The organism is Pseudomonas sp. ESBL9 (assembly GCF_036668715.1).
GTDB lineage: Bacteria > Pseudomonadota > Gammaproteobacteria > Pseudomonadales > Pseudomonadaceae > Aquipseudomonas > Aquipseudomonas lundensis.
In genome coordinates this window covers 123,168-138,587 of the sequence record NZ_JAZEVV010000003.1, presented here as the reverse complement: position 1 = coordinate 138,587, position 15,420 = coordinate 123,168, and the positions used below count along the sequence as shown (strand labels likewise).

The 15,420-nt window shown below is 61.8% G+C and carries 16 protein-coding genes; 7 read left to right on the top strand and 9 right to left on the bottom strand.

Going from position 1 to position 15,420, the window contains the following annotated elements; translation table 11 throughout:
* Position 1: 1 nt before the first annotated feature.
* The 3 genes from V6F78_RS10315 to V6F78_RS10305 form a co-directional block, all read right to left on the bottom strand.
* Positions 2-1,285 (bottom strand): arsenic transporter, encoded by a 1,284-nt coding sequence (locus V6F78_RS10315; RefSeq protein ID WP_332727133.1) that lies wholly within the window; start codon positions 1,283-1,285, stop codon positions 2-4.
* A 17-nt stretch (positions 1,286-1,302) separates the two neighbouring features.
* Positions 1,303-1,656: a metalloregulator ArsR/SmtB family transcription factor gene (locus V6F78_RS10310; protein ID WP_047279767.1), complete on the bottom strand. Its 354-nt coding sequence runs from the start codon at positions 1,654-1,656 to the stop codon at positions 1,303-1,305.
* A gap of 64 nt (positions 1,657-1,720) precedes the next feature.
* Complete coding sequence (locus V6F78_RS10305) at positions 1,721-1,969, bottom strand: DUF1272 domain-containing protein (protein ID WP_047272888.1); 249 nt, start codon at positions 1,967-1,969, stop codon at positions 1,721-1,723.
* A 210-nt stretch (positions 1,970-2,179) separates the two neighbouring features.
* On the opposite strand from V6F78_RS10305, the gene V6F78_RS10300 reads away from it, so the two are divergent.
* Positions 2,180-2,785, top strand: a complete 606-nt coding sequence (locus V6F78_RS10300; RefSeq protein ID WP_070411532.1) for a biliverdin-producing heme oxygenase — start codon at positions 2,180-2,182, stop codon at positions 2,783-2,785.
* Positions 2,782-5,019, top strand: coding sequence for an ATP-binding protein (locus V6F78_RS10295; protein ID WP_332727131.1), 2,238 nt, complete (start codon positions 2,782-2,784; stop codon positions 5,017-5,019). Before V6F78_RS10300 ends, V6F78_RS10295 begins: the two co-directional genes overlap by 4 nt.
* A gap of 60 nt (positions 5,020-5,079) precedes the next feature.
* Here the strand turns inward: V6F78_RS10295 and gltS are convergent, their stop codons facing one another.
* From gltS to gabP, 4 genes are all read right to left on the bottom strand, one after another.
* Positions 5,080-6,288, bottom strand: a complete 1,209-nt coding sequence (gene gltS / locus V6F78_RS10290; protein ID WP_047291719.1) for a sodium/glutamate symporter — start codon at positions 6,286-6,288, stop codon at positions 5,080-5,082.
* 57 nt (positions 6,289-6,345) lie between these two features.
* A complete protein-coding gene (gene hutG / locus V6F78_RS10285; protein ID WP_047272885.1) occupies positions 6,346-7,284 on the bottom strand; it encodes a formimidoylglutamase in 939 nt (312 codons plus the stop codon).
* A 19-nt stretch (positions 7,285-7,303) separates the two neighbouring features.
* Positions 7,304-8,029 carry an IclR family transcriptional regulator gene (locus V6F78_RS10280; protein ID WP_332727130.1) on the bottom strand — a complete coding sequence of 242 codons (726 nt, stop codon included), beginning with the start codon at positions 8,027-8,029 and terminating at the stop codon, positions 7,304-7,306.
* A 195-nt stretch (positions 8,030-8,224) separates the two neighbouring features.
* Positions 8,225-9,616, bottom strand: coding sequence for a GABA permease (gabP, locus tag V6F78_RS10275; protein WP_047272883.1), 1,392 nt, complete (start codon positions 9,614-9,616; stop codon positions 8,225-8,227).
* A gap of 545 nt (positions 9,617-10,161) precedes the next feature.
* On the opposite strand from gabP, the gene V6F78_RS10270 reads away from it, so the two are divergent.
* The 5 genes from V6F78_RS10270 to V6F78_RS10250 are packed head-to-tail and all read left to right on the top strand — an operon-like array spanning position 10,162 to position 14,353.
* Positions 10,162-10,935, top strand: a complete 774-nt coding sequence (locus tag V6F78_RS10270; RefSeq protein ID WP_047291721.1) for an ABC transporter ATP-binding protein — start codon at positions 10,162-10,164, stop codon at positions 10,933-10,935.
* A gap of 13 nt (positions 10,936-10,948) precedes the next feature.
* A complete protein-coding gene (locus tag V6F78_RS10265; RefSeq protein WP_047291722.1) occupies positions 10,949-11,701 on the top strand; it encodes a transporter substrate-binding domain-containing protein in 753 nt (250 codons plus the stop codon).
* Between the two features lie 57 nt (positions 11,702-11,758).
* Positions 11,759-12,451, top strand: coding sequence for an ABC transporter permease (locus V6F78_RS10260; RefSeq protein ID WP_047281905.1), 693 nt, complete (start codon positions 11,759-11,761; stop codon positions 12,449-12,451).
* Entirely contained in the window at positions 12,451-13,140 is a 690-nt protein-coding gene (locus V6F78_RS10255) for an ABC transporter permease (RefSeq protein ID WP_047272879.1), read from the top strand. The genes V6F78_RS10260 and V6F78_RS10255 overlap by 1 nt, the downstream gene beginning before the upstream one ends.
* Positions 13,121-14,353, top strand: coding sequence for a methyltransferase (locus V6F78_RS10250; RefSeq protein ID WP_332727128.1), 1,233 nt, complete (start codon positions 13,121-13,123; stop codon positions 14,351-14,353). Before V6F78_RS10255 ends, V6F78_RS10250 begins: the two co-directional genes overlap by 20 nt.
* Positions 14,354-14,392: 39 nt before the next feature.
* On the opposite strand, the gene uraH is transcribed toward V6F78_RS10250, so the two are convergent.
* Together uraH and V6F78_RS10240 are read right to left on the bottom strand one after the other, a co-directional pair.
* Positions 14,393-14,803: a hydroxyisourate hydrolase gene (gene uraH / locus V6F78_RS10245; protein ID WP_047291726.1), complete on the bottom strand. Its 411-nt coding sequence runs from the start codon at positions 14,801-14,803 to the stop codon at positions 14,393-14,395.
* Positions 14,804-14,827: 24 nt separating this feature from the next.
* Complete coding sequence (locus tag V6F78_RS10240; RefSeq protein WP_048376979.1) at positions 14,828-15,307, bottom strand: GlcG/HbpS family heme-binding protein; 480 nt, start codon at positions 15,305-15,307, stop codon at positions 14,828-14,830.
* Positions 15,308-15,420: the final 113 nt, after the last annotated feature.

Sequence of the window (15,420 nt, the reverse complement as noted above, 5' to 3'; positions counted from 1 at the left end):
CTCAGCCACCCAACCGAACGGCCAGCGCCGCCAGGGTGATCAGCAACACGGGCACGGTCAGCACAATGCCGACTTTGAAGTAATACCCCCAGGTGATGCGGATCCCCTTGCGCGCCAGCACGTGCAGCCACAACAACGTGGCCAGGCTGCCAATCGGTGTGATTTTCGGGCCCAGGTCGCTGCCAATCACGTTGGCGTACACCATCGCCTCCTTCACCACGCCCGTGGCGCTGCTGGCGTCGATCGACAGCGCGCCGATCAGCACCGTCGGCAAGTTGTTCATGATCGACGACAATAGCGCCGTCAGCAGCCCCGTGCCGAAGGTGGCGCCCCACACGCCATGTACGGCGAATGCGTCGAGCCAACCGGCCAGCGCCTGGGTCAGCCCGGCATTGCGCAGGCCGTAGACCACCAAATACATGCCGAGGGAGAAAATCACGATCTGCCAGGGCGCTTCCTTGAGCACCTTGCGGGTTGAAATCCGGTGCCCGCGTGCCGCGATCAACAGCAGCAAGGCGGCGCATAACGCCGAGATGGCGCTGATCGGGATGCCCAGCGGCTCCAGCGCAAAACACCCTGCCAGCAGGATCCCCAGCACCCACCAACCGGCCATGAACGTGGCGCGGTCGTGAATGGCCCTGGCGGGCGCATCCAGCTCGGCCGGGTCGTAGCGCGCCGGAATATCGCGGCGAAAGAACCACAGCAGCATGCCCAGCGTCGCCGCCACGCTCACCAGGTTGACCGGCACCATGACCGCTGCGTATTGGTTGAAGCCGATCTTGAAGAAGTCGGCCGACACGATGTTCACCAGGTTCGACACCACCAGGGGCAAACTGGCGGTGTCTGCGATGAACCCCGCGCCCATCACAAACGCCAGGGTCGCCGCAGGCGAGAAGCGCAGCGCCAGCAGCATGGCGACCACAATCGGGGTCAGGATCAGCGCCGCGCCATCATTGGCAAACAGCGCCGAGACCAGCGCGCCGAGCAGCACCATAAAGGCGAACAGCCGCTTGCCACGGCCCTGCCCCCAGCGCGCCACATGCAACGCCGCCCACGCGAAAAAACCCGCCTCATCCAGCAACAGGCTGATGATAATCAGCGCCACAAAGGTGCCGGTGGCGTTCCAGATAATCGACCACACCAAGGGAATGTCGCTCAACTGCACCACGCCAAAGGCCAGCGCCAGCACAGCCCCCATCGAGGCGCTCCACCCCACGCCCAAGCCGCGCGGCTGCCAAATGACCAACACAATCGTGAACACAAAAATAGCACTGGCTACCCACATCGAACTGTCCTCGCCGCTCAGCAGCACGGGTTGCGTAGCGGGCGGTCGCCCATGGCGCCCAGCCGTTGCACATCGCTGTGCAGCCAGGCCCGGTTGGCGTTGAGGGTGATGTCCAGCACCGCCGAGACCCACGCGGGCAAGGCCGGGTTGAGGCGGTAATACACCCACTGGCCCTGACGGCGATCCAGTAACAGCCCGCACCGGCGCAAGTGCGCCAGGTGCCGGGAGATTTTGGGCTGGCTGTCATCGAGCGCACACATCAGCTCGCACACGCACAGCTCGCCTTCCTGCGCGAGCAGCAGCGCCAGCCGCGCACGGGTGGGATCCGCCAGGGCTTTGAACACCGACGGCGGGGAAACGGTTTGAGTCATGACACAGGACCTTACAGAGGGACGCCAGAATATATGGACTTCCATATGTAACGGCAAGCCCGCCTCAGGCGCCGGGTGCGCACCCCTGCGGTTTATTGACCCGCACCGTGGACGCCGGATGCCGGGCCAGCTTGCTGGCCGGACGACGCGGGCGAGGCAGCAGTTCACCGCCGCAGTTGGGGCACAGGCCGCCCAGCTTCTGCTCCGAACACGTCGCGCAGAAGGTGCATTCGAACGAACAGATACGCGCCTGAGAGGCGTCCGGCGGCAAATCGCAATCACAGCATTCACAGTTGGGGCGCAGTTCAAGCATGGTAATTCCTCGCAGTCACGGGGCCATATCAATACGTGTTCAGGTGTACCGTCGATCCTGTGCGGTGTCATTGGGGTCGCACAAGGTGCTGTCAATCTGCCAGAATTTTGGGCTAAGACCTGTCAGATTTATTGCACTTTTTTCATGCCATGGCTTCAGAAAGTCATGAGCGCCTATTTTTTGCGCACGCAGAGAGCCCTGTTACACGGCATGCCACCAGTCCAATCTCCCCCCGCCGCGCCCAGCGTCCTGAACGATCTGCGCGCCGGTACACACACCCTGCATGTTGCGTTAGAGCAACGGCTACCGTTTTTTTCAGACACGCTCGACCTTGAGTATTACACCCGCTTGCTGAGTGCCTATTTCGGGTTTTATCAGGCATTGGAAGACCGGCTGACGCACAGCGCGTTCATTCCGTCAGGGTTTGACCTGGCGGCGCGGCTCAAGACGCCTGCGTTGGTCCAGGACCTGCGGGCGCTGGGCGTAGACCCGCACGCACTGCCCCGCTGCCAGCACCTGCCCACCGTGCGCAGCGAAGCCCAGGCACTGGGGGTTTTGTATGTGCTCGAAGGCGCCACGCTGGGCGGCAATGTGCTGCGCAAACGGGTGGCTGAGCATTTGGGCCTTGATGCCGATAACGGCGGTGCGTTCCTGTTTGTGTATGGCGAGGACACTGGCCAGCACTGGAAAGCATTTATTGAATTTCTGGGCAGTGTGCCGCTCGATGCCACAGGGCGAAGCGAAGCCGCACAGGCTGCCTGTTCAACGTTTAGCTGTTTCGAGCAATGGCTCGATCGCCAGGAGGTTTTGCTATGAATTCACTCGACACTGAGGCGTTTGAAGCCCTGCTGGTCAATTGCGCCGACGAACCGATCCGCTACCCCGGCGCCATCCAGCCCCACGGCGTGCTGGTGACCTTGTCCGAGCCCGCGCTGTGCATCGAGCAAATCAGCCACAACGTGCAGGACCTGTTCGACCTGAACCCCCATGCGCTGCTGGGCCAACCGCTGAGCATGCTCACCGGCCCGACCGCCGCGGCCGCCATTGCGCAGGCCGCCGGGTTCGCCGCGAACGTGGACGCGCCGCCGCTGGAGCTTGACATGCAAGGGGTTGCGTACGAAGGCCTGTTGCACCGCGAAAGCGGCGTGCTGGTGCTTGAGCTGGAACTCAAGCCAGACGCGTTACAAATCAAAAGCACGATGGACAAAGTGCGCAACCTGAGCCGCATGCTGCAACGCCTGCAAGCGGCCAAAACCTTGCCTGCCCTGTACGACATTTGCGTCGAGGAAATACAGGCCCTCACCGGCTACGACCGTGTGTTGATCTACCGCTTTCAGGAAGAAGGCCACGGCCAGGTGATCGCTGAAGCCTCGGCGCCGTCGATGGAGCTGTTCAACGGGATGTTCTTCCCGGCCTCCGACATCCCCGAACAGGCCCGCGAGCTGTATCGCACGCACTGGCTGCGCATCATCCCCAACGCCGATTACCAGCCGGTCGAACTGGTGCCGCGGCTGCGCCCTGACACGGGCCAAGCGCTGGACTTGAGCGGCGCGGTGTTACGCAGCGTGTCACCGATCCACTGCCAGTACATGCGCAACATGGGCGTGCTGTCGTCCATGAGCATTTCGCTGATGGACGGGGAGCGGCTGTGGGGCCTGATTAGTTGCGGGCATCGTCAGCCGCTGCACGTCCCCCACGAGCTGCGCATGGCCTGCCAGACCATCGGCCAGGTGCTGTCGCTGCAAATCAGTGCCCTGCAAACCCTGGAAATCAGCCGCCAGCGCGAAGCCAAAATGGAGGCGCTGGTGCAGCTCAACACGGCCATGGTCCACAGCCAGGAACACGTGTTTGACGGCCTGGCCGCCGAGCCTGAGCGGCTGATGTCGCTGACCGGCGCCAGCGGCGTGGCGATCCTGGAAGACAAGGTGCTGCACCGTTACGGCGAGTGCCCGCCACCCGATGAAATCCGTGCCTTGTACCAGTGGTTCAAGGCGTCGGGCGAGTCGGTGCTGTCGAGCCATCACCTGTCGACGGTCTATGCGCCCGCCGCCGCGTACAAGGACATCGCCAGCGGCCTGCTGGCCATGACCCTGCCCAAGCCGGTGGACAACGCGGTGCTGTGGTTTCGCAAAGAGGTGAAGGAAAGCATCCCGTGGAGCGGTGACCCAAAAAAGCCGCTCAATCTGGAGCCCAGCGCCACGGGCCTGCGCCTGAGCCCGCGCACGTCGTTTGAGTTGTGGAAGGTCGAAATGGACGGTATTTCCAACAAGTGGAGCCATGGCGACCTGTTCGCCGCCAATGACTTGCGCCGTTCGGCGCTGGAAAACGACCTCGCCCGTCAGGTGCTGCGCGAGCAACAGGCCGTGCGTGCCCGGGACGAGCTGGTGGCCGTGGTCTCCCACGATTTGCGCAGCCCCATGACCATCATTTCGATGCTCTGCGGCATGATGCAAAAAGCCTTCAGCAGCGACGGCCCGCACACCTCGCGTCGTATCACCTCGGCCATCGACACCATGCAGCAAGCCAGCAGCCGCATGAACGTGTTGCTGGAAGACTTGCTCGACACCTCCAAGATCGAAGCCGGGCGCTACACCATCAACCCGCAGCCGCTGGACGTGGCGCAGATCTTCGAAGAAGCGCTCTCGCTGCTGGCGCCTCTGGCGCTGGACAAGTCGGTGGAACTGACCTTCAACGCCGAGCCCGACCTGAAGATCCACGCCGACCCGGAGCGTCTGTTTCAGGTGCTGTCGAACCTGATCGGCAATGCCATCAAGTTCACCCCGGCCGATGGCAAGATCGGCGTGGCGGCCATGTCCAATGGCGATGAAATCGTGTTCAGCGTGCGCGATTCGGGCAAAGGCATTGCGCCTGAGCAGTTGCCGCACATCTTCGAACGCTACTGGACAGCCAAGGAGGGCAACGCGACCGGCACGGGACTGGGGCTCTACATTTCGCAGGGCATCATTAAGGCCCACGGCGGCCAGTTGCTGGCCGAGAGCAAGCCCGGTGAAGGCAGCGAGTTCCGCTTTACCGTGCCCAAGGTTGCCTGACAGCCCTCAGGCCTTGCCAGCTCACCTTTAACCGGTAGCGAGGCAAGGCCTGTAGGCAGGTCAGGCGAAGGCGTTGATGAACCAGGTGATCATCGGGATTGCCACAATGTCGATCAACACTGCGCCACACAACGGCACGATGATAAAGGCTTTGTACGAAAACACTTTGTAGTGGTCGCAGATCGCGCCCATGTTGGCCACTGCATTGGGCGTGGCGCCCAGCCCGTGCCCCATGAAGCCTGCGCACAGCACCGCCGCGTCATAGTTGCCGCCAAACAGGCGGAACAGCACGAAGATGCACAGCAACAGCATGATCACCACCTGCACCACCAGAATCACCAGCAACGGCATGCCGAGCTTTTCCAGTTCCCAGAATTTGAGACTCATCATGGCCATGGTCAGGAACATGCCGAGGCTGACATCGCCGAGGGTGCTGACCGCATGGTCGGGCAGCTCTACCACCTGAGTGCGGTCGTTGAAGTTGCGTAGCAGGATCGCCACGAACATGGCGCCCACGTAGCTCGGCAACACGATGCCAAGGTGCTGTTGCAGACTGCCGCCCAACCAGAAGCCCACCACCATGATCACCACGATGCAGGTCAGCAGGCGCAGCAGGGTCGGCGCGTCCAGTGCCGCAGGCGGCGTGTGGACAACCCCTTCGAAGGCTTTGAGGTCCCCGGCGTCTTCGGCTGTGACGCTCAGCGTGTTACGTTCGATCAACCAGCGCGCCAGCGGGCTGCCGAGCAAGCCGCCTGCCACCATGCCGAAGGTGGCCGCCGCCAGCGCGGCGGTGGTCGCCCCCACGGTGCCCAGGTCTTCGGCAATCGGGCCGAACGCTGCCGCCGCGCCGAACCCGCCTTCCAGCGAGACCGCCCCTGCCATGATCCCCAGCAACGGGTCGATGCCCAGCGCCTTGGCCACGCTCACGCCGACCACGTTTTGCACCAGCGCCAGCCCCCAGCACGCACCGAGGTAGATAAACAGCAACTTGCCGCCCTTGCGCAACAGCCCCAGGCTGCCGCCCAACCCGACGGTGGTAAAGAACGCCACCATCAAAGGGGTTTGCAGGCTGGTGTCGAGGGTCAGGTCGAGCAGTTGCCGATCGCGCAGCAACCAGATCAGCAAGGCAAAACCGAAGCCCCCGATCACCGGGGCGGGAACGCAGAGTTGGCGCAGCCAATAACTGCGTTTTTTCAGTTGGGCACCCAGGCCCAGCAGGAGCAGCGCGAGAGCCAGGGTGCTCAGCGCATCCAGTTGGAATGTCAGCATGGCGAATTTCTCTTTTTTTTATGATTCAACAAGCGGGTTCAGGGACGAGCGAAAAACTTAATCAATCAGGCTGGCCAGCAGCCGCGCACCAATGCGGGCGGTCCGGTGGTCCAGGTCCAGGCCGGGGTTGAGTTCGGCAATGTCGGCCATGCGCACTTTGCCGCTGGCCTTGGCGCGCCGTACCAGGTGCTCAACGATGTTCAGGTCGACCCCGTGTGCAGACGGCGCACTCACGCCCGGCGCCTGACTGGCAGGCAGCACGTCCAGACAAAGCGTGAGGTAGAGGTGGTCAACGCCACTCAAAAACTCATCCAGCGCGGCCTCCAGCGCGGGCATGTCCCAGCTGTTCATGTGCCGGTCGAGGCGGTAACGCACGTTCAGCCGCTCGGCCTGTTCGAACAGGGCTTGGGTGTTGTTCAACTGGCTAACGCCCAGGCAGCAATACGCAAACGGCATGTCGGCGCGCTGGCAGTACTCGGCGATTTGCCGGAAGGGCGTGCCGGAACTGCTTTGCTCGGCGTGGCGCAGGTCAAAGTGCGCATCAAAATTGAGAATGCCGATGCGCGGTGCAGGGGTTTGCCCGCGCAGGTAATCGGCCAGCCCGCTGAAACTGGCGAAGGCGATTTCATGCCCGCCCCCCAGCCCCAGCGGCAAATGCCCTTGGGTCAGCAGCTCAGTGACCTGCGCGGCGTAAGCGTGTTGTGCGCCTTCGAGGTCGCTGCCCACACAGGCCACGTCCCCGGCGTCATACAACGGCGCGCTGCCGTGCCAGGCCAGATTGGCCAGCGCCGAGCGCAAGGCCGGTGGCCCCAGACGCGCGCCCGTGCGGCCTTGATTGCGTTTGACGCCTTCATCACTGGCCAGACCAATGAGCGCCGCGCCCGCCGGCATACCCGGCGCCAGCGGTTTGATCCATTGATGCCAGCGAAGGGCGCCCTGCCCTTCGGCGGCGTCAATGCGGCCTGTCCACAGGGTCATGTCAGGTACAACGGTCATGCGAAAACTCCCATTACATTCAATCCAGGCGAGCGCTCAGGCGCAGCGCGACGTCCTGCGTCCAACGGATCAGGCGTTCGCTGCGTTGCTGGGCCCGAAAGGCGGGGGCCATAAGGCTGATGGCGCCTTGCAGGCGCTCGCGGCTGTCGATCAACGGGGCGCTGACGCCCCAGATGCCGTCGTCGATTTCACTGAGGCTGACGGCGTAACCCTGAGCGCGGATCTGTTCAAAACTGCGCTGGTAGTCGGCGCACGCGGGCGCGTCGACGCCCTGGCTGTGCAACAGGGCGAGGCTGTGAGCCGGATCCATGTGCGCCAGCAGCACCCGCGCCGAGGCGCCGACCAACAGCGGCTGGGCCAACCCTTTCTGGTAACAGCAGCGCAGCGGCTGCGGGCTGTCGACCAGTTCGATGCAGATCGCCTGGCCATTACTGGGCACCATCAGCGCCACGCTTTCCTGGCTCAGGTCGGCCAGCCGTTTGAGTTCGGGCTTGGCCAGCGTGACCAGAACCGCCTCGCGGTCGAATTTTTTGGCCAGTTGCAAACAGGCCGGGCCGGGCAGGTAGCGGCCCAGTCCGTTTTCTTCGGCCAGCCCCCAACGCAGCAGGGTTTTGAGGTGGCGGTAAGTGCTGCTCAGCGGCTGGCCCAATTGTGCGGACAGCTCGCGGGCGGAGATGGCCTCGCCCGATTGCCCCAGCGTGACGAGGATGTGCAGCAAGCGATCTGTTGGCGTGTTGTTGTTCATTGTCGGCCCCATGCTCTTGCTCGCATGGTGCACGGAGTTTCCCATTAGCTGAAATTGCATTCCCACAGAGTGAGAAATACCCCGCAGATAGTGATCAACGGTCATCCCGGTGGGCTTTGTTCGACGCAAAAAAAAGACCGCCATCAGTGTCGATGGCGGTCTGGGTGGCACTCAGCCGGTTGTGCCGTCCTGGCGTCAGTTGAGTACCGGTGCCCCCATTTTTTCAATGCGTCGACGACGGGCGACCAGCAGGCCCGCCGTGACCACAAAGATGCTCAGCAGGCCGGTGGCGATGATCTCGACCTGATGCGCTTCCTGAAACAGCATGACGGTCAAAATCGCCACGATGAACACGATCACCGCCCAGGTCAGGCCCGGGAACAGCCACATTTTGAACGCGATTTTTTCGCCTTCGGCGGTGCGCTTTTGGCGCATGCGCAGTTGCGACACGGCGATCACCAGATACACCAACAGGGCGATGGCGCCGGAACTGGCGAGCAGGAATTCAAACACTTGCGACGGGGCGACGTAGTTGGCGAATACCGCGAGAAACGCCGCACCGGTGGACATCATCACCGCCCAGTAAGGCGTGCCGCTGGCGTTGGTGCGTTTGGCCACCGCCGGGGCGTCGCCACGGTTGCTCAACGAGAACAGCATGCGCGACGAGGTGTAGAGCGCCGAGTTCAGGCAGCTGGTCACGGCGATCAGCACCACGATGTCCACGATCAGCTTGGCGTTCGGGATGCCCATGCGATCCAGTACGGTCTGGTACGAACCGACCTGCGCCAAGCCTGCGTCGTTCCACGGCACCAGCGCCACGACCAGGAAGATCGACACGAGGTAGAACAAGCCGATCCGCCAGATGACCGAGTTGGTGGCCTTGGTGATTTGCTTGCTGGGGTCTTTGGATTCGGCCGCCGCGATGGTGACGATTTCAGTGCCCATGAACGAGAACATGGTGGTCAGCATGGCAGCCAGTACCGCGCCCATGCCGTTGGGCATGAAGCCGACGGTGTCGACCAGATGGGAAACACCGCTGACCTGGCTGTTGGGTAACAAGCCGAAGACCGCCAGTACGCCCAAAATGATGAAGCCGATGATCGCCAGCACTTTGACCAGGGCGAACCAGAACTCGAACTCGCCGTAGTTCTTGACGCTGAACAGGTTGGTGGCGGTCAGCAATAAGGTGATGACCAGGGTAAAGACCCAGATGGCGGTGTCCGGGAACCACGCGTGCAAGATGGTAGCGGCGGCGTTGGCCTCCAGCGGAATCACCAGGACCCAGAACCACCAGTACAGCCAGCCGATGGTGAAACCGGCCCAGTGGCCAATGGCACGGTCGGCATAGGTGGAGAACGAGCCGGTATCGGGCGAGGCCACGGCCATCTCGGCCAGCATGCGCATCACCAGCACCACCAGCGTACCGGCGGCGGCGTAGGCCAGCAGCACGGCGGGGCCCGCCTGCGCAATGGCGTGACCGGAGCCCACAAACAGGCCGGCGCCGATGACACCGGCAATCGACAGCATGGTCACATGCCGTGGCTTGAGCCCTTGTTCCAGATGGTTAGAGGATTGCGTATTGCTCATTGCGACTACCTTTAATTGAAGCCATTCCGAGCACCTGCGTTGACATACGTAAAAAGTAACCAACACAGGCGTTTCGAATCCTTGACGCAATAAGTGAGCCAAAATGTGACAAAGTGCCGTTTTCCGCGGGCTGCAAAGGTGCGCAGAAAAATACACGGGCGCTTTAGCGCAAGGCTTTCGATGAATTCGTTACCGTAACACTCAGTTACACCTACCGAAAACGCACCCAGATTACCCATTTGCGCCACACAGGCCCCAAACCTGTGCGCATCTTTGACCTTTAGTAGGTTCGTGCTTCCAACGAAGGGCCAAAACTGGCACCATCGCGACCTTTTTTACGCGATACCTGTCTGGCCCGAGGGCAAAACACCGGCTTAGTTGTTGTCTACGCGACAGTCTGCTGTCGCAATGCGACCCACGACTGCCCCCAGCCTTTTTTGTACCCCTGAGACGGTTGGTGGCCTTTGCAGCCCTATGCTAGCTTGGCCTTCGCCAGGACGGCCGCCCAATAGCAGGATCGCACCCGAACACAATGAGGACCGCACATGGCTCTGGCCACGCCCGCGCTTGAAATCCGCAATTTGCACAAACGCTACGGCGAGCTTGAGGTACTCAAAGGTATCTCGCTGACCGCACGCGACGGTGACGTGATCTCGATCCTGGGTTCTTCCGGTTCCGGCAAATCGACGCTCTTGCGCTGCATCAACCTGTTAGAAAACCCCCACGAAGGCCAGATCATCGTGGCCGGGGAAGAGCTGGCGCTCAAAAAGGCCAAGAATGGCGAACTGATTGCGGCCGATGGCAAGCAAATCAACCGCATGCGCAGCGAACTGGGCTTTGTGTTTCAAAACTTTAACCTGTGGCCGCACATGAGCATCCTCGACAACATCATCGAGGCGCCACGCCGGGTGCTGGGGCAGAGCAAAGCCGAGGCCATTGAAGTGGCAGAAGCGCTGCTGGCCAAGGTCGGCATCGCTGACAAACGCCACGCCTACCCCTCCGAGCTGTCCGGCGGCCAGCAACAACGTGCCGCGATTGCGCGCACGCTGGCCATGCAGCCCAAGGTGATTCTGTTCGATGAACCGACATCGGCGCTTGACCCGGAAATGGTCCAGGAAGTACTAAGTGTGATCCGCGCACTCGCCGAAGAAGGCCGCACGATGTTGCTGGTCACCCACGAGATGGGCTTTGCCCGTCAGGTGTCCACCGAAGTCGTGTTTTTGCACCAGGGTCTGATCGAAGAGCAAGGGTCGCCTGAACAGGTTTTTGATAACCCGGTTTCAGCGCGCTGCAAACAATTCATGTCCAGCAACCGCTAACGGAGCAACACGCATGCAGAACTATAAAAAGTTTCTTCTGGCCGCTGCCGCCACGCTGGTGTTCAGTGCGAACGCTTTGGCTGTGGATAAGTACAAAGTCGGCATTGAGGGGGCTTACCCTCCGTTCAATAACAAAAACCCTAGCGGCCAGGTCGTCGGTTTCGACTACGACATCGCCATGGCCCTGTGCGCCAAGATGAAGGCCGAGTGCGAGGTGGTGACCTCGGACTGGGACGGCATCATCCCTGCACTGAATGCCAAGAAGTACGATTTCATCGTGTCGTCGCTGTCCATTACTGAAGACCGCAAACAGGCCGTTGATTTCACCGACCCGTACTACTCCAACAAACAGCAGTTCGTGGCAAAAAAGGGGGTCGAGTTCAAAACTGACATCGACTCGCTCAAAAGCAAGCAACTCGGCACCCAGCGTTCGACCCAGGCCGCCACTTGGCTGGAAGACAACGTCGGTGGTGACATCAAGCTGTACGACACCCAGGAAAACGCTTACCTCGACCTGTCTTCTGGCCGGGTAGACGGGCTGCTGGCCGACAAGTACGCGATCTATGGCTGGCTGAAAGATGACCCGGCAGGCAAAGACTACGAGTTCAAAGGCAAGCCGATCAACGAAGACGACAAAGTCGGCATTGCGCTGCGCAAAGGCGAATCCGACCTGCGCACCAAGTTGAACCTTGCCCTCAAAGAAATCAAAGAAGACGGCACCTACAAGAAGATCAACGACAAGTATTTCCCATTCAGCATTGAATGACCTGCCTGACCGGCGCGCCGCAAGGTGGCGCCGGTCCCTAGCAAAGCCTGCCTATTTATGACTATCGACTTATACGGATTCGGCCCTGCGCTTGCCGCTGGCGCGCTGATGACCGTCAAACTGGCACTCACCGCGCTGTGTCTGGGCCTGGTGCTGGGCTTGCTCGGCGCACTGGCCAAAACCTCGCCCTACAAGCCGGTTCGCTGGCTGGGCAGCACTTATTCGACACTGGTACGCGGTGTGCCAGAGCTTTTGTGGGTGTTGCTGATTTATTTCGGCAGCGTGAATGCCGTGCGCGCGCTGGGCGAGTTCCTCGGCATGCCCGACCTGACCCTCAGCGCGTTCGCGGCGGGTGTCATCGCGCTGGGCTTGTGCTTTGGCGCGTACGCCACTGAAGTGTTTCGCGGCGCCATTCTGGCCATCCCCAAAGGCCATCGCGAAGCGGGCCTGGCGCTGGGCCTGACCAAGCCACGGATTTTCACCCGGCTGGTATTGCCGCAAATGTGGCGGATCGCCCTGCCCGGTCTGGGCAACCTGTTCATGATCCTGATGAAAGACACCGCGCTGGTGTCGGTGATCGGTCTGGAAGAAATCATGCGTCAGGCACAAAACGCCGTGACCTTCGCCAAACACCCGTTCACCTTCTACATGGTGGCCGCCGTGATGTACCTGGGCCTGACCGTGCTGGCCATGGGCACCATGCATGTGCTTGAAAAACGCGCAGCGCGCGGCTTTGTGAGGAGAACGTAATGGTCTGGGAACTCTTCATCAAGTGGCTGCCCAAGCTGATTCAGGGCGCAACCCTGACCCTCGAACTGACCGCGCTGTCGGTGATCGCCGGCCTGATCGTCGCCATCCCGTTGGGCATCGCCCGTTCGTCCCGGCTGTGGTACGTGCGCTCGCTGCCGTATGCGTACATCTTTTTCTTCCGCGGCACGCCGCTGTTGATCCAGTTGTTTCTGGTGTATTACGGCCTCGGGCAATTTGAAGCGGTGCGCGACAGCGTGTTGTGGCCGTACCTGCGCAGCCCGTTCTGGTGCGCGGTCATCACCATGACCCTGCACACGGCGGCGTACATTGCCGAGATCCTGCGGGGCGCCATTCAGGCCATCCCGCCGGGTGAAATCGAAGCCGCGCGGGCGCTGGGCATGTCGCGCTTCAAGACCCTGATCCACATTGTGCTGCCGCGTGCTGCGCGCATCGGCCTGCCCGCGTACAGCAATGAAGTGATCCTGATGCTCAAGGCCAGTTCGCTGGCGAGTACCGTGACCCTGCTGGAACTGACCGGCATGACCCGCACCATCATTGCCCGCACGTACCAGACGGTGGACATGTTCCTGATTGCCGGTGTCATCTATCTGGTCATGTCGTTTGTGCTGATTCAGGGCTTCAAGCTGCTGGAGCGCTGGTTGCGCGTCGATGCCTGCCAGGGCCGATAAGGCCGACGTGTTGCGGGGAGCGTCATTGCTCACCCGCTTCCAGGCGCTGGACCGCTGGCTCAACCAGCATCAACACCTGTGGCGCCCGCGGCCATTCACGCAGTTGACTATGCCGTGGGAAGCGCAACACCCCGAACTGGCGCAGTGGTTGCGCCAGCGTTCGTTACAGGACGCCGAAGACAGCCACAACCAACCGCATCATCTGCCCGCCCCTGCACCGTTTCCGGCGCTGGCGGCGATGTCGCGTGCCTTGAGCGCCGTGTCGGCCTTGCCGACGCAAGGGTTCATGCCGGCGCTACCGCGTTTGCAAGTCGACGTGCCGGGGCGTAAATGGCAGCAGATCGACGCCTTCGCTCAGTGCCTGACGTTTCAGACCCCGCCCACTCATTGGCTGGACTGGTGCGCGGGCAAAGGCCATTTGGGGCGCCGCCTGCTCAGCTCCGGGCAGCGATTGACGTGCCTGGAATACGACCCGGCGCTGATTGAATCCGGTCAATTGCTCAGCCAGCGTCACCGCCTCAACGCCCGGCACGTGCAACAAGACGTGCTCGCAGCCGAGGCCGCCGCGCAGTTGACGGCCGACATGACCCCGGTCGCGCTGCATGCCTGTGGCGATCTGCACGTCCGGCTACTGCAACTGGCGAGCGCCGCCGGCTGTGGACAACTGGCACTCTCGCCGTGTTGTTACAACCGCATCAGCACCCCGACCTATCAGCCGTTATCCACAGCCGCCCGTGCCTCGGGCTTGTCGCTGAGCCGGGAAGACTTGAGCCTGCCCATGAGCGAGACCGTCACCGCAGGCAGCCGCGTTCGCCGCCAGCGCGATGAATCGATGACGCGGCGGTTGGGGTTTGATGTATGGCAGCGGCAGGCGCGGCAGTGTGACGACTACTTATCCACACCGTCGTTACCGAGCACGTGGCTAAACAAGCCGTTTGCGGACTATTGCGAGGACTTGGCGGCGCTGAAGCACTTATCCACAACCGGCACCGAAGACTGGGCAGCGCTGGAAGCGGCGGGGTGGCAGCGGCTGGCGCAGGTGCGCAACCTGGAACTGGTGCGCGGCTTATTCCGGCGTCCGCTGGAGCTGTGGCTGGTGCTGGATCGCGCACTGTACCTGAGTGAAAACGGCTACGACGTGCAACTGGGCGCATTCTGCGACCGTCACCTGACCCCGCGTAACCTGATGCTGCTGGCGCAGCGCTGTGGATAACTGACGCCAGCAGGGGACCTGCCTTTAGTGCTGCAAGGCCTAGGAACCGCGATAGGTCGAGAAGCCGTACGGGCTCAGCAGCAGCGGGATGTGGTAGTGCTGATCGACGTTTTTCACGTCGAAAATCACCGGAATCTCCGGGAAGAACGTGTCGCGCCCGGCCTTCTTGAAGTAGTCGCCGGTTTTGAACACCACGCGGTATTCGCCGGTTTCCAGGGCCTTTTTGGCCGGGAACAGCTCGCTGATGCGTCCTTGTTCGTTGGTCACGCCCTGCGCCAGCGGCTGCCAGTTCTCACCAACGTGTTGCTCCAGCGTCACGTTGACACCCGGCGACGGCAAGCCGTTTTCGAGGTTCAACACATGCACGCTCAATGGGTTGCCTGCGGCCAATGCCAGGCTGGACACCGCGCTGAGGCTCAAAGCGGCCATCGTCATACGTATAGATTTCATCGGTCATCCTCCAATTAATAACAATTAACGCGCAATCGTCAGGCCGACGGCTTGCGCGGCGTTGACGGCACAGGCTTCATCCTGCTCAGCCCCACCGGCACCGGCCACGCCCAGCGCCCCTACCAGCTCACTCCCGGCAAACAGCGGAACGCCGCCGCCCAACAGCAACAACTCCGGGATGGAATTGAGGTTGGACGCTTCAGGGTTGTTGCGTGCCCGCTCGGCAAACAGCCGGGTCGGGGTTTTGGTCGACAGCGCGGTATAGGCTTTGCGCTGGCTGGCCAATAAATTGTGCGGCCCGACGCTTTCAGGTCGCATGGTCACCAGTGCGTTGCCACCCCGGTCCAACACGCTAAAAGCACCGGTACAGTGCGCGAGGGTGGCATCGGCCAGTTGCCGCGCCGTGGTCAGATCCAGCTCCGCATGCCTGGGCAATGCAGGGGCGGCTTGAGCGTTGATGGCGACGATCATGGCAGCGCCTGACAGCAGGGTTTTCAGCATCATTGGGCTTGCTCCTGAATGAATGACGCCACCTTACCCGGCGCTGTTCGTCAGAACCCCGTCAGTTGGATTACAAGTTTGTAATAGGCAACACCCGCGAAGACGCCTAGCCTGTG